This is a genomic window from uncultured Streptococcus sp. (genome assembly GCF_963511325.1).
Lineage (GTDB): Bacteria > Bacillota > Bacilli > Lactobacillales > Streptococcaceae > Streptococcus.
In genome coordinates, this window is sequence record NZ_CAUPII010000007.1 from 14,072 (window position 1) to 38,521 (window position 24,450).

26 protein-coding genes and 1 tRNA gene are annotated in these 24,450 nt (G+C 39.9%); 5 read left to right on the plus strand and 22 right to left on the minus strand.

The window, feature by feature from the left end; translation table 11 throughout:
* Positions 1–118: 118 nt before the first annotated feature.
* The 7 genes from trxB to RQ973_RS03515 all read right to left on the minus strand — a co-directional run bounded on the left by trxB (position 119) and on the right by RQ973_RS03515 (position 4,474).
* The gene (gene trxB, locus RQ973_RS03485; RefSeq protein WP_311522752.1) at positions 119–1,030 is read right to left on the minus strand and encodes a thioredoxin-disulfide reductase; all 912 of its coding nucleotides are present in this window, start codon (positions 1,028–1,030) and stop codon (positions 119–121) included.
* A gap of 65 nt (positions 1,031–1,095) precedes the next feature.
* Positions 1,096–1,320 (minus strand): DUF4059 family protein, encoded by a 225-nt coding sequence (locus RQ973_RS03490; RefSeq protein ID WP_000960970.1) that lies wholly within the window; start codon positions 1,318–1,320, stop codon positions 1,096–1,098.
* Between the two features lie 79 nt (positions 1,321–1,399).
* Positions 1,400–2,143 carry an amino acid ABC transporter ATP-binding protein gene (locus RQ973_RS03495; RefSeq protein ID WP_311522753.1) on the minus strand — a complete coding sequence of 248 codons (744 nt, stop codon included), beginning with the start codon at positions 2,141–2,143 and terminating at the stop codon, positions 1,400–1,402.
* Entirely contained in the window at positions 2,143–2,943 is an 801-nt protein-coding gene (locus RQ973_RS03500) for an amino acid ABC transporter permease (protein ID WP_311522754.1), read from the minus strand. Before RQ973_RS03500 ends, RQ973_RS03495 begins: the two co-directional genes overlap by 1 nt.
* Before the next feature lie 156 nt (positions 2,944–3,099).
* A complete protein-coding gene (locus RQ973_RS03505) occupies positions 3,100–3,456 on the minus strand; it encodes a Spx/MgsR family RNA polymerase-binding regulatory protein (RefSeq protein WP_311522755.1) in 357 nt (118 codons plus the stop codon).
* Between the two features lie 12 nt (positions 3,457–3,468).
* Positions 3,469–3,981 (minus strand): methylated-DNA--[protein]-cysteine S-methyltransferase, encoded by a 513-nt coding sequence (locus RQ973_RS03510; protein ID WP_311522756.1) that lies wholly within the window; start codon positions 3,979–3,981, stop codon positions 3,469–3,471.
* The gene (locus RQ973_RS03515; RefSeq protein ID WP_311522757.1) at positions 3,974–4,474 is read right to left on the minus strand and encodes a GNAT family N-acetyltransferase; all 501 of its coding nucleotides are present in this window, start codon (positions 4,472–4,474) and stop codon (positions 3,974–3,976) included. The genes RQ973_RS03510 and RQ973_RS03515 overlap by 8 nt, the downstream gene beginning before the upstream one ends.
* A gap of 134 nt (positions 4,475–4,608) precedes the next feature.
* Between RQ973_RS03515 and RQ973_RS03520 the strand changes: the two genes are divergently transcribed.
* Both RQ973_RS03520 and RQ973_RS03525 read left to right on the plus strand, forming a co-directional pair.
* Positions 4,609–5,064 carry a DUF1836 domain-containing protein gene (locus tag RQ973_RS03520; protein WP_311522758.1) on the plus strand — a complete coding sequence of 152 codons (456 nt, stop codon included), beginning with the start codon at positions 4,609–4,611 and terminating at the stop codon, positions 5,062–5,064.
* A complete protein-coding gene (locus tag RQ973_RS03525; protein ID WP_001097751.1) occupies positions 5,054–5,701 on the plus strand; it encodes a hemolysin III family protein in 648 nt (215 codons plus the stop codon). Before RQ973_RS03520 ends, RQ973_RS03525 begins: the two co-directional genes overlap by 11 nt.
* A gap of 29 nt (positions 5,702–5,730) precedes the next feature.
* Here the strand turns inward: RQ973_RS03525 and pdxT are convergent, their stop codons facing one another.
* From pdxT to RQ973_RS03555, 6 genes are all read right to left on the minus strand, one after another.
* Positions 5,731–6,303: a pyridoxal 5'-phosphate synthase glutaminase subunit PdxT gene (gene pdxT / locus RQ973_RS03530; protein WP_311522759.1), complete on the minus strand. Its 573-nt coding sequence runs from the start codon at positions 6,301–6,303 to the stop codon at positions 5,731–5,733.
* Positions 6,304–7,179: a pyridoxal 5'-phosphate synthase lyase subunit PdxS gene (gene pdxS / locus RQ973_RS03535; protein WP_006153788.1), complete on the minus strand. Its 876-nt coding sequence runs from the start codon at positions 7,177–7,179 to the stop codon at positions 6,304–6,306. It lies immediately after the preceding gene.
* Between the two features lie 138 nt (positions 7,180–7,317).
* Positions 7,318–7,950, minus strand: a complete 633-nt coding sequence (locus RQ973_RS03540; protein WP_311522760.1) for a Pr6Pr family membrane protein — start codon at positions 7,948–7,950, stop codon at positions 7,318–7,320.
* Between the two features lie 2 nt (positions 7,951–7,952).
* A complete protein-coding gene (locus tag RQ973_RS03545) occupies positions 7,953–8,291 on the minus strand; it encodes a zinc ribbon domain-containing protein YjdM (protein WP_311522761.1) in 339 nt (112 codons plus the stop codon).
* Positions 8,292–8,429: 138 nt separating this feature from the next.
* Complete coding sequence (gene cmk, locus RQ973_RS03550; protein WP_075231790.1) at positions 8,430–9,101, minus strand: (d)CMP kinase; 672 nt, start codon at positions 9,099–9,101, stop codon at positions 8,430–8,432.
* Positions 9,102–9,109: 8 nt separating this feature from the next.
* The gene (locus tag RQ973_RS03555; protein WP_311522762.1) at positions 9,110–9,598 is read right to left on the minus strand and encodes an SAG1386/EF1546 family surface-associated protein; all 489 of its coding nucleotides are present in this window, start codon (positions 9,596–9,598) and stop codon (positions 9,110–9,112) included.
* A 45-nt stretch (positions 9,599–9,643) separates the two neighbouring features.
* Here RQ973_RS03555 and RQ973_RS03560 point away from each other — a divergent pair, with 45 nt between their 5' ends.
* The gene (locus RQ973_RS03560) at positions 9,644–9,847 is read left to right on the plus strand and encodes a ferredoxin (protein WP_311522763.1); all 204 of its coding nucleotides are present in this window, start codon (positions 9,644–9,646) and stop codon (positions 9,845–9,847) included.
* Between the two features lie 98 nt (positions 9,848–9,945).
* On the opposite strand, the gene RQ973_RS03565 is transcribed toward RQ973_RS03560, so the two are convergent.
* The 6 genes from RQ973_RS03565 to RQ973_RS03590 form a co-directional block, all read right to left on the minus strand.
* Entirely contained in the window at positions 9,946–10,896 is a 951-nt protein-coding gene (locus tag RQ973_RS03565; RefSeq protein ID WP_311522764.1) for a glycosyltransferase family 2 protein, read from the minus strand.
* A complete protein-coding gene (gene galE / locus RQ973_RS03570) occupies positions 10,880–11,899 on the minus strand; it encodes a UDP-glucose 4-epimerase GalE (RefSeq protein WP_311522765.1) in 1,020 nt (339 codons plus the stop codon). The genes RQ973_RS03565 and galE overlap by 17 nt, the downstream gene beginning before the upstream one ends.
* A 103-nt stretch (positions 11,900–12,002) precedes the next feature.
* Positions 12,003–13,100: an FAD-binding oxidoreductase gene (locus RQ973_RS03575; RefSeq protein WP_049548265.1), complete on the minus strand. Its 1,098-nt coding sequence runs from the start codon at positions 13,098–13,100 to the stop codon at positions 12,003–12,005.
* A gap of 16 nt (positions 13,101–13,116) precedes the next feature.
* Positions 13,117–13,914: a Nif3-like dinuclear metal center hexameric protein gene (locus RQ973_RS03580; RefSeq protein ID WP_311522766.1), complete on the minus strand. Its 798-nt coding sequence runs from the start codon at positions 13,912–13,914 to the stop codon at positions 13,117–13,119.
* Positions 13,901–14,578 carry a tRNA (adenine(22)-N(1))-methyltransferase TrmK gene (locus RQ973_RS03585; RefSeq protein WP_311522767.1) on the minus strand — a complete coding sequence of 226 codons (678 nt, stop codon included), beginning with the start codon at positions 14,576–14,578 and terminating at the stop codon, positions 13,901–13,903. Before RQ973_RS03585 ends, RQ973_RS03580 begins: the two co-directional genes overlap by 14 nt.
* Positions 14,579–14,679: 101 nt before the next feature.
* Complete coding sequence (locus RQ973_RS03590; protein WP_311522768.1) at positions 14,680–17,016, minus strand: cation-translocating P-type ATPase; 2,337 nt, start codon at positions 17,014–17,016, stop codon at positions 14,680–14,682.
* A gap of 132 nt (positions 17,017–17,148) precedes the next feature.
* On the opposite strand from RQ973_RS03590, the gene RQ973_RS03595 reads away from it, so the two are divergent.
* Both RQ973_RS03595 and RQ973_RS03600 read left to right on the plus strand, forming a co-directional pair.
* Positions 17,149–17,898 (plus strand): 1-acyl-sn-glycerol-3-phosphate acyltransferase, encoded by a 750-nt coding sequence (locus RQ973_RS03595; RefSeq protein ID WP_311522769.1) that lies wholly within the window; start codon positions 17,149–17,151, stop codon positions 17,896–17,898.
* Positions 17,899–18,015: 117 nt separating this feature from the next.
* A tRNA-Thr gene (locus RQ973_RS03600) sits at positions 18,016–18,088 on the plus strand.
* Positions 18,089–18,617: 529 nt separating this feature from the next.
* Here RQ973_RS03600 and pyk read toward each other — a convergent pair.
* From pyk to RQ973_RS03615, 3 genes are all read right to left on the minus strand, one after another.
* Positions 18,618–20,123, minus strand: coding sequence for a pyruvate kinase (gene pyk / locus RQ973_RS03605; protein ID WP_311522770.1), 1,506 nt, complete (start codon positions 20,121–20,123; stop codon positions 18,618–18,620).
* 66 nt (positions 20,124–20,189) lie between these two features.
* Entirely contained in the window at positions 20,190–21,197 is a 1,008-nt protein-coding gene (gene pfkA, locus RQ973_RS03610) for a 6-phosphofructokinase (protein WP_075231570.1), read from the minus strand.
* 81 nt (positions 21,198–21,278) lie between these two features.
* A complete protein-coding gene (locus RQ973_RS03615; RefSeq protein ID WP_311522771.1) occupies positions 21,279–24,380 on the minus strand; it encodes a DNA polymerase III subunit alpha in 3,102 nt (1,033 codons plus the stop codon).
* Positions 24,381–24,450: the final 70 nt, after the last annotated feature.

Genomic DNA, 24,450 nt, shown 5'->3' on the forward strand with positions numbered 1-24,450 from the left:
CGGTAGCTGATTGAACTTTTTGTTCGTCTTTTGGACTCCAAAAAGCTCCTAATCATCCTCGAGGGGCTGGGACTACGAAATCGAGACTTTGTCTATCGATTTCTATCCCACCGCCTTTTTAACTATGTTCAGTAATATATTTATAGGCCTCTTGACCTGCAATAGCACCATCTCCAACAGCTGTTGTAACTTGTCGAAGGTCTTTCTGGCGAACATCCCCAACTGCGAAGACCCCTGCAACGCTTGTTTTCATGTGGTCATCTGTCACAATCCAACCTGCCTGGTCTCGAATCTGCAACTCTTGGACGAAATCACTAACAGGGTCCAATCCAACATAGATGAAGACACCACCAAAGTCTTGTTCTGTCACTTGTCCTGTTTTAACATTTTCAATGACAACTGACTCTACACGGTTCTCACCCTTGATTTCTTTGACAACAGAATCCCAAATGAAATTGATTTTTTCATTGGCAAAAGCTCTATCTTGCAAGACTTTTTGAGCACGAAGTTCATCACGACGGTGAATGATGGTTACAGACTTAGCAAATCGTGTTAAGAAGATAGCCTCTTCAACTGCGGAGTCACCTCCACCTACGACCAACAAATCTTGGTCGCGGAAAAAGGCTCCATCACAAACCGCACAGTAAGAAACACCACGGCTATTGAGTTCTTCTTCACCTGGAACTCCCAAGAGACGATGTTTAGAACCAGTCGCCACGATAACTGTGCGAGTTTCATAAACTTGGTCGTCTGTTACGACTTTTTTAAATTCCCCATGATCCTCAACATTTTCAACGAAGCCATAGAGATGCTCAACACCCAGATTTTCAAGAGGTTCAAACATTTTTTCAGCTAATTCAGGACCACTGATATTAGCATAACCTGGATAGTTTTCAATGTCAGAAGTATTATTCATCTGACCTCCTGGAAGGCCCCCTTCAATCAAAGCCACTTTCAGATTACTGCGTGCTGCATACAAGGCTGCAGTCATCCCAGCAGGACCTGCACCGATAATAATCGTATCGTACATTCTCTTTCCTTCTTTCTTGTTGTAACTATTTTTATTCTAACGAATTAAATCCCATTTTACAACTATTAAGCCTTGAGAACCAACAAGATGCTCATGGTTGCAAATGACAATACTGGAATGGTCAAAACTCCAATCATAATCATATCGTAGAGATGGGCTTGACGTGCTTTAGCAGTTTTATCAACCCCCGACAGAGCTCTAAGTCCAATCCAGAGTCCCAAAATAATCAAGACCAGTAGAATTGTCAACACTAAACTCTCTAAATACAAAGCAAATAGCTGAACTAGCATGCTCTCTCTCATTTCTATTAATTTTAAAGAGCAAACCCAGTTAGCCTAGCTAACTGAGTCTTTCTTATCTTCTATTATATCAAATATAGGTCCGTTTGTAACTAGCAAAGAATTCTTTTGTTCGTTCTTCTTTAGGATGATTGATAATCTCATCTGGTGTTCCAGACTCAATAATCTTTCCTTTATCCAAGAATAAAACCTTATCGGCTACCTGAGAAACAAAGGACATATCGTGACTGACTAAAATCATGGTTTGACCTGATTTAGCTGCATTAGCAATAGATCTTTCTACCTCACCAACCAATTCTGGGTCAAGGGCTGAAGTAGGTTCATCCAAGAGCAAGATAGCTGGCTTCATGGCCAAAGCACGCGCCAAAGCCACCCGTTGTTTTTGTCCACCTGATAAGTGGCGAGGATAATGCTGTTGACGATCTGAAAGACCAACCTTAGCCAACTCTTCTTTGGCAATCTTAGTTGCTTCTTCGTCGGAAAGTTTTTTAACAACTACCAAACCTTCCTTGACATTGTCTAGAGCTGTTCTACGTTCAAATAAGTTGAACTGTTGGAATACCATAGACAACTTGCGACGAAGAGTTAGGATTTCTTCTTGAGTGATTTGAGAAAAGTCGACTTTAAAGTCATCAATCTGAATGCTTCCACTATCAGGTGTTTCCAGATAATTTAGGCTACGAAGAAAGGTAGATTTACCCGCTCCTGATGAACCAATCAAAGCCACTACTTCCCCTTTTTGAATATCTAAATTCAGATGATCCAAGACGGTTTGACCTGAAAAGGATTTGCTTAAATTTGAAATCTTAATCATTAGCGAAGGTCTCCTTTCACATCTGTTTTTACATTATCTGGTGCTTCGATGGCCATTTTTCTCTCAATAAAGCGACCAAGATTTTCAATAGCGATATTTACCACCCAGTATACAAGAGCAACTGAGATGAAACGTTCGAAGTAACGGTAGTCGGCACCACCCAAAATCTGAGCTTGGGCAAAGACTTCTACAACACCCGCACTAAAGGCTAGGGAAGTACCCTTAGTCAAACCGATTAGGGAGTTAATCAAGGTTGGAGTTGCTACTACCGCTGCATTTGGAATAATCACACGACGGTAAACTTGTGCACGTGTCATTCCAAGACTACGAGCGGCTTCAATCTCTCCAGGATTGACAGAAAGAATAGCGGCACGGATAGTTTCACTAGCGTAAGCTGCTTCGTTAAAAGCAAAGGCTACAATGGCAAAAGCTGCAGCCGGAATCGCATTGATATTAAAAGCAGTCCCCCATTGTTGATTCAACGCTTTTAATGCTAGAGGAATTCCATAGTAAGTCAACATCAGCTGCACTAGGATTGGTGTCCCTTTTAAGAAACTAACAAAGAATGCTTGTAATGGATAAAGAATTCTAACGCGATTAATTTTTACAATAGCAAAAACCAAGGCCAAGATGATACCAAAAAAAGCACCAAATACTGTCAACATCAATGTTGTTGGCAATTGTTGTACAATTCTTGGAATCCCATCAAAGACAGAACGAAAACTAAACAGTTTACCGTCTGGAATATACTGCATCAAGTTTTGGTACCAATCTGATGCTAAAATTATTGTAACATTCATAGAAACATCCTCTCCTGATAATGAATCATTCTATCATACTTCTGCCTAGATTTAAAATATTTGCTACGAGCAGAAGAGACTTTGTCTACCTACTAGTTTATCATACTTTAAAAGCGTGAGGTTATATATTTTACCTATCAAGGAGATAGAAAAAAACTATTTCAAGTCTAAGTTGTCGTAGGTTTTACGATAACCAATCTGCTTGACAGCACCATTCTCCACTAATATTGGACGTTTTAATAACATACCATCACTGGCCAAGAGTTTGGCTGCTTCTTTATTTGATAAAGTTCCAACCTTATCTTTTAAACCCAGTTCACGGTATTTAATACCACTAGTATTGAAAAATTGCTTCAACTCAAATTCTGAAGTTTCAAGCCAATTTAAAATGACTTCTTCACTCGGAGTTTCTTCTACGATATGAACATCCCTATATTCTAGTCCGAGTTGATCTAATTCTTTCTTAGCTTTTTTACAGGTTGTACATTTTGGGTATTCGATAAATTCTAACATTTTCTTTTCTTTCTATTCCTTATTCTCTTGAAATACTGCACCTTCATGCTTTAAGAGCCAAGCCTTCTTGTCAATTCCTGAAGCATAGCCCGTCAGCCGATTGCCAGCTCCTAGTACACGGTGACAAGGTACGAGGATAGACCAAGGATTTCGGCCTACAGCTCCTCCGATAGCCTGAGCCGAAGCTATCTGCAAATCCTTAGCTATTTGTCCATAAGTAACTGTCTGACCAAAAGGAATTCCACGCAAGTAGTTCCAGACTCTTTTTTCAAAGTCACTACCAACAGGAGCCAAAGGTAACTGAGACAAATCTTGATTTTGTCCTTTAAAATAAGCATCTAAATAGCTAGCAATCTGATTTAAGATGGGATGACTTTTCACCTCAACTAGATTACCTAGCGACAAGCCTCGCTCAAAATGGCTCTGTGCTTCAACCCATATCCCAAACAGATAGTGATCATCTGCTACCAAAGATAAGATTCCAATCGGAGACTTGTACAGCATCTTTGCATACTTCTTAGACATTTGATTTTAATTTTTGATAGGCCAAACGTTCCCCATCTACTGGAACTTTACCGACCTGTTTAAAACCAAGCTTTTCAAAGATATGTTGCATGGCTTTGTTTTTAGCGTGCGTATCTGAACGAAAATCTAGGTAATCAAAGCCTTCAATCAAGCCTTCCAAGAAGGTCTGGGCAACACCTTGCCCTTGGACATCTCTAGAAACCGCAATCCGGTGAAAAACTAGATACTCTGACTCTCTTCCTTCCCAGCTTCCATCATAAATGGCTTCATAGGCTTTTTCTGGACTCTTGGTTACTGCTGCATAAGCTAAGAGCTCTCCTTCTTCCAGGGCTACATAAGCCTGACCTGAGATAATATCTTCAATAATCGTATCAGTATTTGGATAACCATTTTGCCACTGAGTGCTACCAGCTTCCGCCAAGCATTTTTTAGCTTCCTCAATCACTTGCATAATTGCATCTACTTCGTTTGGAAAGGCTAAACGAATTTCCATCTTATCTCCTCTTTTCTGACTAGTTTCTCTCATCATAGCATAATTTAAGGCTTTCTACAAGCAGTTAAAACTTGACTTTTTATTTCTATTATTTTATAATCTAGTTATTAAAACTAGATAAACAGGAGTTGGAAATGAAATCTACTTTTTCCTACCCAGAATGGGACGAAATTCCAAACATTGATCTCTATTTGGACCAGGTCCTACTTTATGTGAATAAAGTTTGTTCCCCTATTTCTCTTGCTAAAGAGAAAGGTTTAACTGCATCAATGGTGAACAACTATGTCAAACACGGATATATCACCAAACCTGAAAAGAAAAAATACCAACGCAAACAAATCGCCCGATTGATTGCTATCACAACGCTCAAGTCTGTTTTTTCAATCCAGGAAATTGCTCAAACCCTGAATAGCCTACACACAGAGGCTAACTCAGAAGAACTTTACAATGCTTTTGTAGACTATATGAATGAAGACCTAGACCCAGCCAATCCTATTATCCGAACAAGCTGCCAAACGGTCAAGCTCTATCATCAAACACTTGCACTGGTCTATAAAGAAACCGAAGAGGAGGAAACAAATGAATACTAGTTTCAAACTTAGCAAGCGCCTTAGTTTTGGAGAAGAAATAGCAAACAGTGTCACCCATGCTGTAGGGGCACTTATCATGCTGATTTTGCTCCCTATCTCATCGACATATAGTTATGAAGCTCATGGATTTTTATCATCGATTGGGGTGTCGATTTTCGTTATTAGCCTCTTTCTAATGTTCCTTTCATCGACCATTTATCATTCTATGGCTTATGGTTCCACTCATAAGTATGTCTTGCGCATTATCGACCATTCCATGATTTATGTTGCGATTGCTGGCTCTTATACTCCTGTCGTTTTGACCTTGATGAATAACTGGTTTGGTTATCTGATTATCGCCATTCAGTGGGGAACAACTATTTTTGGTATTCTTTATAAAATCTTTGCCAAAAAAGTCAATGAAAAATTTAGTCTAATTCTCTACTTAATCATGGGTTGGTTAGTTGTGGCTATCCTACCAGCAATCATCAGTCAAACAAATCCAATCTTTTGGACTCTTATGGTATCAGGTGGTCTTTGCTATACAGTTGGTGCTGGATTTTACGCTAAGAAGAAACCATACTTCCACATGATCTGGCATCTCTTCATCCTAGCAGCTTCTGCTCTCCAATACATTGCCATTGTTTATTACATGTAAAAATAGGCCGGGAAAATCCCGACCTATTTTTATTTGCACATGTTGATAAAGTATTGATGCAAGCGAAGATCATTTGTCAATTCCGGATGAAAGGAGGTCACTAGCATATTCTTTTCTTGAGCAGCAACGATTTGATTGTTCACTACTGCAAGAACATCAACACCCTTACCAACTTCACTAATAATAGGTCCACGGATAAAGGTCATGGGAATTTTGCCAACACCCTTACAGTCTGCTTCGGTATAAAAGCTTCCTAGCTGACGTCCATAGGCATTGCGCTCAACTATTATATCCATAGTCGCTAGATGACTTTCCTCTTGAGAAGTGATTTGACTCGCTAGCAAAATCAAACCGGCACAAGTCCCAAAGACTGGTAAACCATTGAGAATAGCCTCTCTTAGAGGGAGTAGCATTTGCTGGTCACGTAGGAGTTTTCCCATAGCTGTAGACTCACCTCCAGGTAAAATCAAACCTGACAAGTCACTCTGATGTTGTTGAAAGTCTTCAAGATTTCGCAGTTCAATACTTTCTACTCCTAGTTTTGCAAGGACTTTCTCATGCTCTACAAAGGCTCCTTGCAAGGCCAATATTCCGATTTTCATCTATTTTCCTCGCTCTGCCATAAGAATTTGAATTTCATTCTCATTGATACCAACCATGGCTTCTCCCAAATCTTCTGAGATTTGAGCTAAAATTTGAGGATTTTGATAGTTGGTAACTGCCTTGACAATTGCTGCTGCACGTTTGACAGGATCACCTGACTTGAAAATCCCTGAGCCAACAAAGACTCCTTCCGCACCGAGCTGCATCATGAGAGCAGCATCTGCTGGTGTTGCAACTCCTCCAGCTGCAAAGTTGACAACTGGTAATTTCCCATGTTCGTGGACGTATTGAACTAATTCTACCGGAACTTGGAGTTCTTTTGCTGCGACATAGAGTTCATCTTCACGGAGATTTTGAATGCGACGAATTTCTTGATTCATCATGCGCATATGACGGACTGCCTGAACGATATCTCCTGTTCCAGGTTCCCCTTTTGTTCGAATCATTGAAGCTCCTTCAGCGATACGACGCAAGGCTTCTCCTAGATCTTTTGCACCGCAAACAAAAGGAACTTGAAATTCTTTCTTGTCTACATGGAAACGATCATCAGCTGGAGATAGAACTTCGCTCTCATCAATATAATCAATCTCAATAGCTTCTAAAATTTGAGCTTCAACAAAATGCCCAATTCGAACCTTAGCCATAACCGGAATGCTGACTGCTTCTTGGATTTCCTTGATCATCTTAGGGTCGCTCATACGAGAGACACCACCAGCTGCACGAATATCAGCTGGGATTCGCTCCAAGGCCATAACTGCTGCTGCACCTGCAGCCTCTGCAATTCTTGCTTGTTCAGGATTTTGAACATCCATAATGACGCCACCTTTAAGCATCTGTGCCAAATTTTTATTTAATTCATAACGATTTTCAGTCATTTTCTCTTCCTCAATAGTTGTATTGGTAGCTACAGTTTTATTGTAAGGTAGAAATGACTCAAGAACAAGATAAAAAAAATTGATTTGTCCGGGTACAATTATATCAATCATCAAAAAAAGTACCCACAAAGGGTACTTTTATTTCTTAGATTTTTTAATGTTTTTAACAAGATAAAACAGATATCCTGAAACCATGTAGGCAACAAAGATAATGGCTGCCCATCTAAAGACAAAGCCCCAACCATGTTTATTGGCATTTAAAAAGAAATAAGGGAAGGGACTATCCTTAGCGTTAGGAACGTCCATCTTTAGAACAAAGCCGTTTAAGATTGCAAATCCCATATAGAGCAGTGGTAAAACTGTCCATACAATAGGATCAAAACACTTATATTGACGACTCTTATCAAAAATGATGGTATCAACTAGAAACCAGAGGGGTACGATATAATGGCAAAGGAAGTTTTCCAAACGGTAAAAATCTTTTGTCAAGGGAGCCAACATGAAATGATAGATGACACAGGTAATCATGATACTCATGGTGATACCACCCTTGAGTCGCAAAAGACTTGAACTTTGCCAATGGTCACCCTCACGTCGCATCTTCCATAAAAGATAACCTGTAAAAATCATCACCAAGAGGTTGGAAAGCACTGTATAGTAGAGCAACATCCCGAAACCACCGTGCTTGGTAATTTCCAGATAAATACCTGTAAATGCTGCTAAAAACATGAAAGAGCGACTGAAAAAAATTATTTTATTCCAAGCAGTCATGATTAGATCTTTTTAACAAATTCTGATTTTAATTTCATAGCACCAAAACCATCAATCTTACAATCGATGTTGTGGTCACCCTCAACAATACGGATATTTTTAACACGTGTCCCTTGCTTAAGGTCTTTTGGAGCACCTTTTACCTTAAGGTCTTTGATCAAGGTTACTGTATCACCGTCAGCCAATTTATTTCCATTAGCGTCGATAGCAACAAGGCCTTCTTCAACCTCTGTTTGCTCAGCAGGATTCCATTCATAAGCACACTCTGGACAGACTAGCAAGGCTCCGTCTTCATAGACATATTCTGAATTACATTTTGGGCAATTTGGTAGATTGTTCATCTTATCTCCTTCTATTTTTATGATGGTTTGAATGTCAAATTTTCGTTAACAAAGACTATTATACCTTAAAATTAAAAATTTGACAAATTGCTAAAAAACCGACTCACCACTATCGTGGTCAATCGGTTAAAATTTCAATTAAAAATGTTTGACTGCTTCTGATTTAATTTTTTCGACAACTTCTAAAATACTTAGCCCTGTTGTGTCCAAATAGATTGCATCATCAGCCTGTTTAAGAGGAGAAGTTTCACGATGACTATCCTTATAATCACGCGCAGCAATCTCTTCTTTCAAAGTTTCCAAATCTGTTTCGATCCCTTTTGAAAGATTTTCCTTATAACGTCTTTCCGCACGTTCATCCACTGAAGCAACAAGAAAAATCTTCAATTCAGCTTGAGGTAATACAACTGTACCAATATCTCGACCATCCATGACGATTCCGCCTTGTTGGGCAATTTCTTGTTGAAGGGCTACCAATTTTTCACGAATAGCTGGAATGGCTGCAAAAGCAGATACAGCATTGGTTACTTCATTTTCACGGATTGGATTGGTAACATCAACGTCTCCAACGAAAACAAGCTGTTCTCCTGTTTCAGCACGACCAAAGCTAATCGGATATTGTTCCAATAATTCAAGAAGTCGAGAAGACTCTTCTGGACTTACTTGGTTGTTCAAAGCGATGTAAGTCGTAGCACGATACATGGCACCTGTATCTAAGTAGGTATATCCAAAGTCCTTAGCAATAATCTTGGCTACTGTACTTTTACCACTGGATGCTGGTCCATCAATAGCGATCTGAATTGTTTTCATCGTCACTCCTATCTTGTCTTAAGGACATCACCAGGATTTGCAAACCAAGTTCCTGAAGACATATGACCAGGGTTCAAGGCTTCAAGCTGAGCAATAGAAATGCCTGCTCTAGCTGCAATAGCTGCTTCACCTTCACCTGCAAGGACAGTAATGGTTCCCTCAGCATTTGTATGTTCCTCTGAACTACTTGAAGAAGTTGATCCTGCTTCAGAACTTGATGCTTCAACTGAACTACTTGATGACGTTGAAGAAACTTCCTCTACCTTAGGCGCAGAAGAATCATGAAAATCTTTCAAGGCTGCTGTACGATCACTTCCACCAGATGACAGGTAGATTAAAACAGCAATCATACCGACCACGATTACAAAGAAAATACAAGCTAAAATGGTTAGAATACGGTTGGCTACCACTCCTGTTCCCTTATTTCCTCTGCTTCTACGCTCCGAACGGCTTTCCTCATTGTTATAGATATCTTCTTGCCACGGTTCCTTTTCCATACCTTACTCCTTGTTTTTTTTCTATTTTCTTATTACAATATAAATATGAAAATCACACTTATACCTGAACGATGCATTGCCTGTGGGCTTTGCCAAACTTATTCTGATTTATTTGATTACCACGATAATGGAATCGTGCGTTTTTACGATGATCCTGATCAACTAGAAAAAGAAATTTCTCCTAGTCGAGACGTCTTAGAGGCTGTCAAAAATTGCCCAACTCGTGCGCTCATCAAAGACCAGTTTTAATCGTTAATGGAGATTATATTTCTAAATCCCGCTTCTTCTAGTTTAGCATATTTTTCCAGAAAATTATAGTCTTTTGAAGGACTAATTTTTATCAAAGCCTATCTCGGCTCACTCTGTTCTTTTATCAGATAGAGGGGCCTTTTTTTTGTTTCTAGATATATTTTACTGACATATTTTCCCAGAATACCAATGGTCAATAATTGGACACCACCAAGAAATAGAATGACAGCCATCAGAGATGTCCAGCCAGAGGTTGGATTCCCAAGCATAAGAGTACGAATAACTACAAAAAGGGTCATCACCAAAGCCATAAAACAAGACGTAAGACCAGCAACAAAGGCTAATATCAAAGGAAAATCTGAAAAATTTACAATCCCTTCGATAGAGTAGAAAAAGAGTTGCCTAAAGCTCCAACTAGTCTTACCTGCCTGCCTTTCAACATTAGGGTATTCTAGATAGTGAGTATGAAAACCAACCCAGGCAAAGAGGCCTTTGGAAAAGCGATTGTATTCTGTCAATTCTAACACTGCATCTACTACTGATTTTCTCATCATCCTAAAATCACGAACCCCTAGGGGAAGAGCTACTGGGCTAATTTTTTGCATGAAACGATAAAAAAGATTGGCACAGAAACTACGTAGAAATGGTTCTCCCTCTCGACTAGTTCTACGAGTTCCCACACAGTCCAAATCCGGATTCTGATCTAGTAGTTCTTTCATCTCAAGTAAGATACTTGGCGGATCCTGAAGATCTGCATCCATAACCACAACCAAATCTCCACTTGCTTGCTGTAATCCTGAATATAAGGCTGCTTCCTTCCCAAAGTTTCGCGAGAAAGAGATATAATGTACTGCAGAATTTTGCTCCCGATATGCCTTTAAAACTTCCAATGTCCTATCAGTTGACCCATCATCTACAAAAATATATTCGATTTCTGTTCCCAAATCTGGGATCAATGCTTCAAGAGTTTGATAAAAAAGAGGAAGTACTTCCTCTTCGTTTAAACATGGGACTACGATTGAAATCATCATTTTAGTCTTCAAATCCATTTGGATGCTTGCTTTGCCAACGCCATGCATCTTCACACATTTCTGTAATACCAAGTCCAGCTTCCCAACCTAGCTCTTCCTTAGCTTTTGCTGGGTCTGAGTAGCAGGCTGCAATATCACCAGGGCGACGTTCAACGATACGGTATGGAATTGGGCGTCCAACAGCTTTTTCCATATTTTGGATAATTTCAAGAACTGAGTAGCCTTTTCCAGTACCAAGGTTATACACATTGAGTCCAGAGCCTTTTTGAAGCTTCTTAAGGGCGGCAACATGTCCTTTTGCTAGGTCAACGACGTGGATATAGTCACGAACACCTGTTCCATCTTCAGTATCGTAGTCATCTCCAAAAACCTGAACTTGTTCCAACTTACCAACTGCAACTTGTGTCACATATGGAAGAAGGTTATTTGGAATACCGTTTGGATTTTCACCCAAATCACCGCTCTTATGGGCACCGATTGGGTTGAAGTAACGAAGCAAAACAACATTCCACTCTGAATCTGCTTTATAGATATCTGTCAAAATTTCTTCCAGCATTAGTTTGGTACGGCCATAAGGGTTGGTAGCTGAAAGTGGGAAATCTTCTAGGATTGGAACAGTATGTGGATCTCCATAAACTGTTGCTGAAGAACTGAAGATAATATTCTTACAGTTTGTCTCTTCCATAACTTTCAAGAGACTGACAGTTCCAGCGATATTGTTATCATAGTAGGCAAGTGGGATACGTGTAGACTCACCTACAGCTTTCAAACCAGCAAAATGAATCACACCTGTTGGTTCTTCATGTTTGAAAATATCACGAAGTGTATCTGTGTCACGAATATCTGCTTCGTAGAAAGGAATTTCTACCCCAGTGATTCTTTCGACTACTTCAAGACTTTTACGACTACTGTTTACCAAATTATCCACGACAATTACTTGGTGTCCAGCTTGGACCAATTCAATGACAGTGTGAGTTCCGATAAAACCTGCTCCACCTGTTACCAGAATTTTTTCTTGCATTTTATTTCCTCAATTCTTGGATTATTTTTTTCATTTTACCATTTTTGATAGGGAAAGTCATTTACTTTCCTAAGACTATCGTAAAAACTAGGTAAAAAGTTTACTATTGTTTCTTTTTAATATATCTTTCAGTCGGATAATCTGCTGGATCCAATACTCCTTTTCTCCCTTGAAGCATTTGAGCTAGATGATAACCGATAATAGGACCAGTCGTTAACCCTGAAGATCCTAGACCACTTGCTGTATAGACTCCTGATAAGTTTGGAACCTGTCCGAAAAACGGCGAAAAATCACTCGTATAAGCACGAATCCCCACACGTTCACCACTTATCATTGCATCTTTTAAACTAGGATAAAACGAACTTGCTGCTTCAGCCATTTGTTGGAGCAAATTTTTATCGACTGTAAGATCAAATCCCATGTCATTTTCATGGGTAGCTCCTAGAGATAACTTACCTCCAGGAAATGGTATCAAATCCCACTCACCTTCCGGCATAACTACAGGGTAAGCTCCCATGTCTTGTGGCACTTGATAATCTCTAAGTTGACCTTTTTGAGGACGAACATCCACCTCATAGCCTAAAGGCTCCAAAAAGTGTCCAAGCCAAGCTCCCGTAGATAAAATTACTTGGTCAAACATTTGATTGTCTATCTGATAGCCTGATAATAAAGGAGTTAGACTAACCTCTTTCTTTACGACCTTAACCTGACTGGCATCCAGTAAACGACTCACTAGGAGTTGCCCATCTACTCGAGCTCCACCAGAAGCATAAAGCAATCTCTCAAATCCCTTTAGACCAGGGAATAACTTACTCGCAGACTCTTGATCCAGAATGGCTAATTCCCCTATTAAGGGAGATTCATCTCTACGTTGCAGAGCTAGTTGATAGAGTTCTTCCAATTTAGACTCATCTTTTTTCAAGAGAAAGACTCCTGAGCGCTGGTAAAAATCTACCTTTTGACCAGATTTTTCTATATCAGCTAATAAATCTACATAAAAATCTGCTCCTAGGCGCGCCATCTTGTACCAGACCTTATTGCGTCGTTTAGAAAACCAGGGGCTGATAATTCCTGCCGCTGCCTTGGTCGCTTGTCCGTGCCCATGATCAAAGACAGTTACTTCGATATCAGTTTCTTTAGAAAGATAGTAGGCAGCCGTTGCCCCTACAATTCCTGCTCCTACAATAGCAACTTTTTTCATTGTCTTTACCTTCTAACTAGATATGATGGAATGGATTGGTCGATGCCTGACTTGCGATAACCTCTAAAGGCCAATCATTTTCTTCCTTCCATTCATTCAGGAACGCTGCAATTTTTTCAACAAAAAGAACTTCGATATAGTGGCCTGGATCCAATGCCAGCAAACCGTCAGACAACATATCCTGGGCAGTATGATAATAAATATCACCAGTGATATAAAGATCTGCTCCTTTTTCTAAAGCATCAGAGTAGAAAGATTGTCCACTGCCACCACAGATAGCCACTCTTGAGATTGTTTTTTGCAAATCACTCTCATGATAATACACCATACGAAGGCTATCTAGACCAAAGACTTCCTTAACATGACTGGCAAATTCTTCAAATGTTTGAGGTCTAATCGTTCCAATACGCCCAATCCCACGTTCAGGACCTGTTTCCTGCAGATAAGTTGTATCTTCAATACCCAATAGTTGGCAAAACCAATCATTAAGACCATTTTCAACAATATCGATATTAGTATGGCTAACATAGACGGCAATATCATTTTTGATGAGATTGATGTAAATCTGATTTTGAGGACGACTAGCTACCAAGTCCTTGATAGGACGAAAGATAGGAGCGTGCTTAACGATAATCAGATCAACACCCTTGTCAATAGCTTCAGCGACTGTCTCTTCACGGATATCAAGAGCAACCATGACTTTTTGGATATCCTTATCTAGAGTACCAATTTGCAGACCACGACTATCACCTTCCATAGAAAATTCTTGTGGGCAATAGGCTTCATAACGCTTAATCACTTCACTTGCTTTCATGGAGCACCTCCTTGATGGCTTGAATTTTATCTGCTAGAACCTGACGTTCTTCTTGATTTTTTTCTGGAATTTGACTAAGGGCAAACTCAAGCTTGCTGGCTTCTTTTTGCCATTTTTGGATGAAGACTGGACTGACTTCTTTGGACAAGAAGGGGCCAAAGCGAACATCAGTGGCTGATAGCTTCATTTCACCAACTTCTACAACTATGATCTCGTAGAATTTCCCAGCTTCTTCTAGAATACTTTCTGCTATGATTTGAAAACCGTGTTCTTGTAACCAAGAACGCAACTCATCTTCTCGGTTATTTGGTTGAAGAATCAAACGCTCAACATTGGCAAGTTTGTCTAATCCTTCTTCTAATATCGTAGCAATCAAGCGACCACCCATTCCAGCAATAGTGATAACAGAAACTTGGTCAGCCTCTTCAAAAGCAGCCAAACCATTGGCTAAACGAACCTGAATTTTCTCAGTCAAACCATGACTCTCAACATTTGTAACTGCAGATTGATAGGGACCTTCTACAACCTCTCCTGCAATGGCACGATAGATGTGACCTTTTTCAACCAATTCAATGGGTAGATAAGCATGATCACTCCCGACGTCCAGTAAAACGGCTCCTTGAGGTACAAAAGAAGCTACCATTTCTAATCTCTTCGAAATCATTTTCTCTCACTTTCCAAAAGTCTATTTCTCTTTATTATACCATATTTTGTCTAGCAATCCTGTACCTAAAAAAGACCGCAATCATAGATTGCAGCCTTTCTTTATCTTCTAGCTTGATAACGACTTGTCAGGATGAAAATCACAGTAAAGATCAGCATCATGATGCCATAGACAGGTAATGTTTGTCCTGTCAGTGTTGAAATTTCAAGTAGTTTTTGGATTCTTGGGAATAGAGCTGTTCCAAGGAAGCCACCAACTGACCAAATAATCAAGAACACACGCCATAGACTAAATGGCAAGCAAGCTCTAACTACAGACATGAAACCAATCGACGCTAGTAAATAATACAGAAGAGTCGAAATTTCAATGGCTGACCAGCCTTGACTGGTTCCAAAAATTTTAACAAAGAGAACACTAAAGACTACCATCAAGGCACTTGGTAGTGCACGGAGCATGGATTTTCTGAGGAAGTTTTGTTCGACTGGTTTAATATTTCGCTCAAAGGTCAATACGAACGGTGGGAATCCTTCTACAAACTGGTCAATCATGGTAATCTGAATCGGGATGAATGGGAAAATCAAAATCCATTCACTACGTCCCAACAATGCACTTGCAATACAGATAACTGCTAACAAGAAAGAATAGATTGTCTTAATCAAGAAAATTGGAGCAATGTGGGCAATGTTATTGACCACACGACGACCTTCAAAGAGAATCTCAGGGACATCATTAAAATCTGAGTTCAAGAGGACCAGATTTGCAATCTGACGAGTCGCTGGATCTCCTTCAGCCATCACGATGGAACAATCTGCCTCACGGAGGGCTAGGATATCGTTGACACCATCTCCTGTCATAGCTGTAGTATGACCTGCTTTTTTCAACGTTTTGATGATCAGTTTCTTTTGATGAGGAGAGACACGTCCGAAAATCGCTGTCTCCTCAGCCATAGCAATCAATTCCTCGTCCGTGATCTTCGAACAATCTACATAGCTGTGGTAATCTGCAAAACCAGCTTTTTGAGCAATACTTGAAACCGTAACTGGATTATCACCAGAGATAATTTTCAGCCCCACTTCCTGAGAACGAAGATAGTCTAACGTTTCAGCAGCCCCTTCTCGGATTGGGTCTAGAATCTCAAGCAAAGCCAAGGCTTGCATATCCGATGGTTTCTGTGGCTTGTGGTGATCAAGTTTTTCTTGACTGAGGGCCAGAACCAAGACACGAGAGCCTCGTTCAAGAGCTTCTCTAGCCTCAGGAACTTCAGCATCCAACAACATCTCAGGTGCACCTAGGAAAACAGTTCCGAGACCTTCCAACTCCATTGCTCCCCATTTACGATCGCTTGAAAATGGAAGATTAGAAATCATCGGATAAGTTACTTGACCTTGGAAACGTTGGCGAATAGCTTGGGCAGTTGGATTTTTATCCTCACTGTTTGCCATATAGCTGGTTAGTATGTCGGCAATAGCATCCTTGTCATAAGCCTGGGTCAGAGGAAGAACAGTCTCAACCTGCATCTTCCCTTGGGTGATGGTACCTGTCTTATCCAAGCAGAGCATATCCACGCGCGCCAAGGTCTCAACTGAATACATCTCCTGTACCAAGACCTTTTTCAAACCAAGCTTAATAACAGCGGTTAGAAGAGAGGTAATGGTTAAGAGGGCAATCCCCTTAGGCAACATTCCCAAAAGAGCTGTAGAGGAATTCACTACAGAAGACTTCAGTGGTAAACCTTTCAAGACCAAAGCTTCAAGCAAGAGGGCAATTCCAAAAGGAATGATAATTTTCCCAGTAAATCCTGCAAGTTGATCTAGTGATTTCATGATACGAGAATTGATTGGTTTAATTGTCTTAGCTTCAAGCATGAGTTTGGCTGCATAGTTATCTGCTCCTACATGATGAACCTGAGCGAGGACAGAACCACTTGCAAGAAAGCTACCTGACAACATTAAGTCTTCTATTTCTTTTTGCACCAAGTCGCTCTCACCCGTTAACATGGCTTCATTGACTTCTGCAAAGCCTTCTAATACAATCGCATCACTTGGAATTTGATCCCCTGCAGACAAGCGAATCACATCATCCAAAACAAGCTCTTCAGGGTCTAAAGCAATCTCTTGTCCATCACGAATAGTCGTAATCTTTTCTTTATTTAAGAGATTGAGTTTATCAACCATATGCTTGGCACGTAGCTCGGTTACAATTCCTGAAAAAGCATTAAAACAGATAACCGCAAAGAAAACCAAGTTGCTCCAGGCTTGAACAAAAGCTAGCGCTAATGCAATAGCAAAGTTTAAAGCATTAAAGAGAGTAAAGACATTTCGTTTTACAATCTGCCAAGTACTGGTACTAGCTGATGCTTTGAAATCATTGACCTGTCCCTGTTTCTGACGTTCTTTAACTTCTGATTGGCTTAAGCCCAAAATTTTATTTTTATCCATAATCTCTATCATATCATTTTTTTTTGAATAATTCTAATTTCATATGAAGAGCAATTCCACCTAAACAAAAAAACATTTGCTTGTCCTAGTATGATAAGGTATAATAAAAGAAAGAAAATTGAAGGAGATACCATGTTTTATACTTATCTTCGTGGGCTGGTTATGTTGATTCTCTGGTCTATCAACGGTAATGCTCATTATCATAATACCAATAAAATTCCAAGTCAGGATGAAAACTATATCCTCGTCGCTCCGCATCGTACTTGGTGGGATCCTGTCTACATGGCATTTGCGACCAAACCGAAACAGTTTGTTTTTATGGCTAAAAAGGAACTGTTCTCTAATCGAATCTTTGGTTGGTGGATTCGTATGTGTGGTGCCTTTCCTATTGATCGGGAGAATCCTAGCGCTTCGGCTATCAAATACCCTATCAATGTTCTTAAAAAGAGCGACCGATCTCTCATCATGTTTCCAAGCGGTAGTCGTCATTCTAACGATGTCAAAGGTGGCGTAGCTCTGATTGCTAAAATGGCCAAGGTTCCCATCATGCCAGTTACTTACACTGGTCCAATGACCTTAAAAGGACTCATCAGTCGCGAACGTGTCGATATGAACTTCGGAAATCCTATCGATATCTCGGACATTAAGAAGATGAATGATGAGGGAATTGAGATAGTTGCTGAACGTATCCAATCAGAATTCCAACGTCTGGATGAGGAAACAAAACAATGGCACGATAATAAAAAACCAAATCCTTTGTGGTGGTTTATTCGCATACCAGCACTGATTCTTGCTGTCTTAGTTGCGATTATTACCATCATCTTTAGCTTTATTGCAAGTTTTATCTGGAATCCAGAAAAAAAACAAAATCAATTAGGTTAGAATAAAATGGCTGAGGGATATTCTCTTAAGCCATTTTAGTTTGACTGACAGCTGATTACTTTTAAATAAAATATTTTATTGACAAAGATTTGAAACTATAGTATACTTTTTAAGTAAGCTGATTTAGCTCAGTAGGCAGAGCGCATCCATGGTAAGGATGAGGTCGCCGGTTCGATCCCGGCAATTAGCATTGTTTAACAGTTCCTTTATACAGGAACTTTTTTATTGACTTTTTTTTGACCTTATAGTAAAATAAAACTTGCGATGAGTCGATATGTAGCGAAAGCTACTATTGAGCAAAGGAGGTCATAAAGCAGGAGCGGACCTTGAGAAATTGTGTGAACCGATTTCTCACATGGAGATGCCTCTCAGGCTTTCTGGTTTTTCCAGAGAGCTTTTTTTATTTTCCTAAACACTACTAAATCCTATCTAGGTTTAGTCGTAAAGATACTAAGATGACCAATGAAATCTCTAATTACAGCAAAAGTTACAGGGAAAACTGTAGTTTATACCTTAGCATTAAAAGGAAGATGATATAGCAGCTTGAATCTATAGCAGTACACTACAACTGCTAAAAATATTTCTAGAAATTAGTTTGACTTTCTTAATCTCTCTGTTCATATCTTATTTCAAACCACTATATATTTTGCCCCTCGTCACAAAAAAAGACCTATCATACAAGCTATAAAGCTTGATATGATAGGTTTTTTAATGTTAGATTAACGTACTGTACGGATACGCATTGTGTTAGTACGAACTGCTTCACCAAGTGGCACACCTGCAACGATAACGATATCGTCACCAGATTGTACAAGACCTGCTTCAACTGCTTTACGTTCAGCAATTTCAAACATGTCATCAGTTGATGATGGAGCTTCTGTCAACATTGGGATAACACCCCAGTTCAACATCAATCCACGTTCTGTCAATTCGTCAAATGTCAATGCCAAGATATCAGCATTTGGACGATATTTAGAGATCAAACGTGCTGTGTGACCAGTCTTAGTAAGAGTTACAACCAATTTGATGTCCATTGAGTTTGTAGCGTCTTTAACCGCTGAAGCCATAACTTCTGTCTTAGAGTTACGTTCAAATGAATCTGAGTTCAAACGTCCGTATTCGTTAAGAAGAGTTTGAGCGTTCTTATCGATAGTTGCCATTGTACGAACAGACTCAAGTGGGTATTTACCATTTGCAGACTCACCTGAAAGCATTGTAGCATCAGTTCCGTCGATAACAGCGTTAAATACGTCTGATACTTCTGAACGTGTTGCACGTGGTTTTTCAGTCATTGTTTCAAGCATGTTTGTTGCAGTGATAACAACTTTACCAGCAGCGTTCACTTTAGTGATGATCATTTTTTGGTAAACTGGAACCATTTCAAATGGTACTTCGATACCCATGTCACCACGAGCGATCATGATACCGTCAGCAGCTTCAATGATTTCATCCAAGTTATCGATACCTTGTTGGTTTTCGATTTTAGCGAACAATTGAACGTGACCGTTACCAGTTTCTTCACAGATTGCACGAACTTCATTCACGTCTTTTGCAGTACGTACGAATGAGATCGCGATGAAGTTGATACCTTGTTCCAAACCGAAGCGGATATCAGCGTTATCACGTTCAGCAAGAGCTGGGAAAGGAATTTTAGTGTTAGGGATGTTTACACCTTTTTGTTTAGCGATAACACCGTCATTTTCAACTTCAACAACAAATTCACGAGTTGCATCGTCTTTTTCTACAACACGAAGACCAAGTTTACCATCGTCAACCAATACTTGACGACCAACTTCAACATCATCATAGATATCAAGTGCTCCTGCAACGTTCAAAGCAATCACTTCACGAGTTGATTTGATTCCTTGTTTAGTTGCAACACGGATTTTTTCACCAGTTTTGTATGAATACTCTTTAGCTTCACCTTCGAACAATTCAGTACGGATTTCTGGTCCTTTAGTATCAAGAAGGAAACCAACTTTTTTACCTGCAAGTTTTTCCGCAAGTTTAACAGTTGCCATACGGTCACCTTGTTCTTGGTGGTCACCATGTGAGAAGTTGAAACGGAAAGTGTTAGCTCCTGCTTCAATCAATTGAGCAATGTTTTTAGCTGAAGCTTCAACGTCAAGTTTTTCACCCCAGTATCCCTCATCACCAAATTTTTTACCACCGCGGATTTCTACCGCAGGACCCAAAGTTGCAACGATTTTTACACGTTTGTTCATGATTTTTGTGACTCCTTTATATAATTCGACCTTTTTTGGTCATTTTACCAGTTTAGTTAAAGTTGATTAAGACAAGCTCTTGTTTAAAGCAGAAAGTTCAATATCAGCTTTGTGAGGGTTGTTAACAACGATCTTACCATCAGCTGTTAGGCTAAATAAAGCTCCTTCTTCTGCAGTTCCAAGAATTGGATTTTCAACCATTTTCTCATTGCGAATACCAACAGCGACACCACCGATTCCTTGTTTAAGGAGTTTAACAGCATGTGCACCCATGCGTGACGCCAATACACGGTCACGAGCAGTTGGTGATCCACCACGTTGGATGTGACCAAGTTCAGTTACACGAAGATCGCTTGTATCTCCAGCTTCTTTTAGTTTTTGACCAAATTCTGCCGCTGACATAACACCTTCTGCCAAAACGATAATGTTGTGCTTCTTACCATGTTCATATCCAGCCTTGATACTTGCTACGATGTCTTCCATCTTGAAGCCTTCTTCAGGGATAATAATTTCATCAGCACCTGTTGCAATACCAGCCCAAAGAGCGATATCACCAGCGTTACGTCCCATTACTTCAACTACAAAAGTACGACGGTGACTTGATGAGGTATCACGAATCTTATCGATGGCATCCATAGCAGTTGTAACTGCAGTATCAAATCCGATTGTGAAATCAGTACCTACGATATCGTTATCGATTGTTCCCGGAAGTCCGATAGCAGGGAATCCATGCTCAGTCAAGCGCATAGCTCCGTGATAAGAACCGTCACCACCGATAACCACGACACCTTCGATACCGTGTTTTTTCAACTGCTCAATCCCTTTAAGTTGACCTTCGAGTTTTGCAAACTCAGGGTAACGAGCAGAGTGAAGGAAAGTACCACCACGTGAAATGATGTCTCCCACTGAAGCTGCATCAAGTGGATAAATTTCGCCGGCAACCATACCTGCGTATCCATCATAGATACCAAAAACTTCCATTCCTTCTGAGATTGCTTGACGAACTACTGCACGGATGGCAGCATTCATACCAGGGGCGTCTCCACCACTAGTCAAAACAGCAATACGTTTCATTTGGTTTTGCTCCTTTTTCTTTTAACATTCTAACTGATTATACCATAATTAAAGTTAAAATTCTTTTATTTTCATTGATTTTTAACGATAAATCGTTTTCATAGTTATTTGACTCAAAGTTTCCTGCAAACTAACATCTTTTGCAACAAAATAGCCCGGCAAAAGAACATTTTTTTGTTCATTTTCGTAGCGAATGATGACAGGAATTTGTCCCTTGTATTGTTCTAAAATATGATAAATTTCAGAATCATGTTCATGATCAGCAGCCTGAATCCAAAATCGTTCACTCACTGCTTCTTTTAGATTATTTAATACTAACTGAAGGCGACCGTCTCTTGCCTGCACTTTTCCATTAAGGTAGTAAAATCTTCCTTCATGTAAGAGATTTTTAAATTGGCGATACTGGTCAGAAAAAACTGTGACTTCAAGCTTCGTTTTACTATCACTAACTTTCAGAAAAGCCATGTTTTCACCTTTTTTAGTACGAATGACACGAATGGATTCTATCTCAACGAGTACTGTAGCTGTCTGTCCTTCAGATAGTTCAGACAAACTCACAATTGGATAGAGGGGATTCTTTGCTAAAATCAGTAAGGGGTGCGGACTGATACCGACTCCAAGCCACTCCTGTTCCTTACGAAACTTTTCGACTTGCGTAAAATCCTCACTCTCAAGCCAATTGTAGCTATTATCTGCAAATAAACTACCCAATTCTTCCACAAAAATAAACAAAGTAGGTAAATTAGATAAGATTTTTTGGCGATTTTTTTCAAAACTATCGAATAAACCAATCTCGACTAGGGGAGTTAAGAGACTCAACTTCTGATAATTTTTAGGCAAGCGAGTGACAAAATCTTCGACACTACTAAAAGGACGATTCTCTAAAATCCAATAGGCAAAATCTCGAGGCATCCCCTTGATACTCTTAAGTCCCAAATAAATAGTCTTCTCTGTTAATTTATCCTGATATGGGATTATATTGATAGAGAGTGGTGTCAGTTCAAAGCCCATTTCAAGCGCATCGAGAATATAAGCTCCACTGGCATAGTTGAGCATGACTTGATAAAAGATTTCTGGGTAATGTGTCTTAAAGTAAGCAAGTTGAAAGGCTAAAGCCGCATAAGCATAAGCGTGCGATCGGTTGAAACCATAACCAGCAAATTTTTCCATGACAGCAAAAACCTGCTGAGCCTGTTCTTTTCCATGACCTTTTTCGAGTGCTCCTTGGATGAAACTTTCCTCCATTCGGTGCATCTCAGCTGCGTTCTTTTTCCCCATGGCACGACGTAAAATGTCGGCCTTCCCAAGGCTAAAACCAGCATATCGCTGAGCTACTTGCATCACCTGTTCTTGGTAAAGCATAATGCCATAAGTTGGAGCTAAAATATCTTCCAAAACTGGGTCCAGAACCGTTACCTTTTCTTTACCATGTTTTCGAGCCACAAAGTTATCGATATAGTCACTCGCCCCGGGTCTGTTGAGGGAAGTCGTTGCCACTACTTCTTCAAAGCTTTCTGGTTTCACGCGCTTTAATAGGCGAATAGCTCCAGGTTGTTCAAACTGAAAAATCCCCTTGGTCTTCCCAGCTGCAAAGAGGGCTAAAGTTTCCCTATCCTCAAGGTCAATATTCTCAATCCTTAGCTGAATTCCTTGAGTTTCAAATAAGAGCTCCTGCATTTTTTGAGCGAAAGTTAGGTTTCTTAAGCCCAAGAAATCCATCTTGAGCAAGCCATTTCCCTCGACTCCATGAGCATCATACTGGGTAATGAGCATATCCTCACCATACTTAAGAGGAATATAGTCCGTTAGATTTTTATCACTAATCACGACACCAGCAGCGTGGATAGATGTCTGTCGAGGATATCCTTCTATCTTTTTGGCAATTTCAAAAGCCTTTTGGTACTCAATCTTACTTTGAATCAGTTGTCTAAATCCTAGATTGCCTTCATAGGCGCTTGTCAAGGTATCTTTGAAACCAATTTTCTTGGTTATGGATGTCAACTCGTACTCGGGAACACCATACCGTTTAAAAACATCTCGGATAGCCTGTTTGGCACCAAAAGTCGAGTAGGTGACTATCTGAGCAGCGTGAATACTACCATAACGGTCACGAACATAGCGGATAAATTCAGGACGATAGATATCAGGAATATCAATATCGATATCAGGCATGGTATAGCGTTCACGATTTAAAAAGCGCTCAAAGATGAGATTCTTAGACACAGGATCAATTCCTGTAATATCTAGAGCGTAGGCTACTAAACTTCCAACTGCAGAACCACGTCCCATTCCCATGTAATACCCTTGAGAACGACCGAAACGTAAGAGATCCCAAACAACCAAGAAATAGTCATCGAATCCCATGTCATGAATCACAGATAGTTCTTCTTCCAAACGAGCCTGATAAACTGAATCGAGTAAGCCTTTCTGTTCCAAGCCCTTAATAGCTCTTTCGCGCAACTCTTCAACAGCAGGATGCTCTGGATTGAAACGTGGAAGCTTGAGACTACTATCAATCTCATAAGTAGTTGCTCCAATCAGTTCAGAAAGATTTTCTAAGGCTTGCGGAAATTTTTCTTGAAATACTTGCTCTAAGCGATCAGCAGGTAAAAACAAGCCTTGTTGCGATTGAACATCTACCTCTCGCAAGGTCACATTTTCCTTAATCGCCTTGAGCATTTGAAGCGTTTCTAAATCCTCAGATTCGAAGGAATTAACACGATAAAGTGGGAGAATGGAGTGAGAAAAATTCGACTGAGGTGTATCTGGATATACTCCGATATAATAGTCATGCCCTAAGTCCAAGGAATCAATTGCAGAATAATAGGGAACAATAACACAAACATCTTCTAGATAGGGGAAAAAATCAGTCCATTCCTTTTTACCTGTCATTTTTAGAGTCGAAATCTTCATGAGATTTCGATAACCACGATTTGACAAGGCTAAAAATCGGAGGTTGACGAGTTCCTCCTTATGATGAACGGTCACCTCAAGACCTAATAAGGGCTGGATCCCTTGCTTTTGGCACTCTTTGATAAAATAATAAGCCCCATAGAGATTGTCAATATCCATGATTCCAAGTGCTGAGTAGCCGTATGCTTTCCCCTGGTCAACATACTTCTGAATGGAAATCATACTCTCCATGAAACTATAAACCGTTTTTGTATCAAGTTGTGCAATCACTCGCTATCACCTCCCTTTTTCTCCTTATATTATACCATTTTAGAAAATAGAAAAACAATTTCTTTCTCCC